The following is a 1,398-nucleotide window of genomic DNA, read 5'->3' as shown; positions in this document are numbered from 1 at the left end:
CCTACAACTTAGCGAAAAGGGCATAAAAATTTGCTGATCCTTGATTCATCAAATAAATAACTAAAAAAATATGGGCATCTGTTTATTACTGTTACGGAGCGATAAGCAAAGTAACAATTAACACAGAGGTGTCAATTATGAAAAAAACATTAGTCGCATTGGCAGTTGCAGCAGTAGCAGCCACTTCCGCAAACGCAGCCGTAGTTTATAATCAAGATGGTACTAAAGTTGATGTTGGTGGACAAGTTCGTCTAATTTTATCTAAAGATAAAAATGAGAGAGCAGATCTTAAATATGGTTCATCTCGTATTCACGCAAAAGTAAATCAGGATTTAGGTGATGGCTACAGTGCATTAGGTCATTTAGAAATTGGTCTTAAAGGCGATCAAGATAATGTTACAGTACGTCGTGTTTATGCTGGCTTTGCTAAAGAGGGCATTGGTCAATTAACATTCGGTCGCCAATTATCTAACTTAGATGATTCTGGATTATCAGATTTTACCTATGACTTAGGTGGTATTAATTTAACAATGACAGAGGGTAACAAAGTTGCTCGTTTCCGTAGTGCTGAATTTGCTGGGTTAGAACTAGGTTTAGATTATTTCTTTGGTGAAAATGATAAAAATGAATATAACCATGGCGCTGGATTTGGTACCTCACTATTCTATACTGCTGAAGTTGCTAATAATACTACCTTACAAGTAAATGCTGGCTTTTCTCAAGTTAAAGTGAAAAAAGGTTCATTTGATTTAAGTGAATATAATTTAGCTTCAGTTGACTATGAGGCACACAAATTAAATGCGTTCATTGTTGGTGCAAAACTAACAACAGGTCCTTTTGCTTTTGCTGTTGATTATTCTCAACAAAAAGCATCAAATAACCAAGTTGGTATCGGATTCAAACTACCTCATGATGATGGATTGATTGCCTTCCCAATCAATAAATTACAACAACTTGAAGTTGGCGCAAAATACAGTTATTTAGAAAATGCCTCTGTATATGGTGAATATATTTATCGTAAAGCAACCATTTCAAGTGATGATCCAAAAGTAAAAGTAAACGAATTTATCTTAGGTACAGATTATAAATTCGCTAAAAACGTTATTACTTACTTTGAAGCAGGTACAGCAAAAGCTAAATTTGATGGTGAATCAGCAAGAGATCATAAATTACGTGTAGGATTACGTGTCTTATTCTAATTGTTAATAGTTAAACATACCTCTATACCCCGAGAGTTTTCTCGGGGTTTTTTATTATTGACTAATCAAATTTCCCACAAATTGGCATAGTAGACAAAATTGTTGCTGATCTATCAAAAACTATGCCATGTGGACAATTTTGTTGCTAATATTTATTTTTCAAAATATTAGCAACTCTTTTTATTTAAAAAATCCTTTA

Annotated in this window: 1 protein-coding gene; it reads left to right on the top strand. The window is 33.5% G+C overall.

Annotation, left to right across the window (positions count from 1 at the left end; all coding sequences use genetic code 11):
* Positions 1-137: 137 nt before the first annotated feature.
* Positions 138-1,199: a porin gene (locus P375_RS11735; protein WP_039087182.1), complete on the top strand. Its 1,062-nt coding sequence runs from the start codon at positions 138-140 to the stop codon at positions 1,197-1,199.
* Positions 1,200-1,398: the final 199 nt, after the last annotated feature.

This window comes from Gallibacterium genomosp. 2, from assembly GCF_000771895.1.
Lineage (GTDB): Bacteria > Pseudomonadota > Gammaproteobacteria > Enterobacterales > Pasteurellaceae > Gallibacterium.
This window is presented reverse-complemented; position numbering and strand designations above follow the sequence as displayed.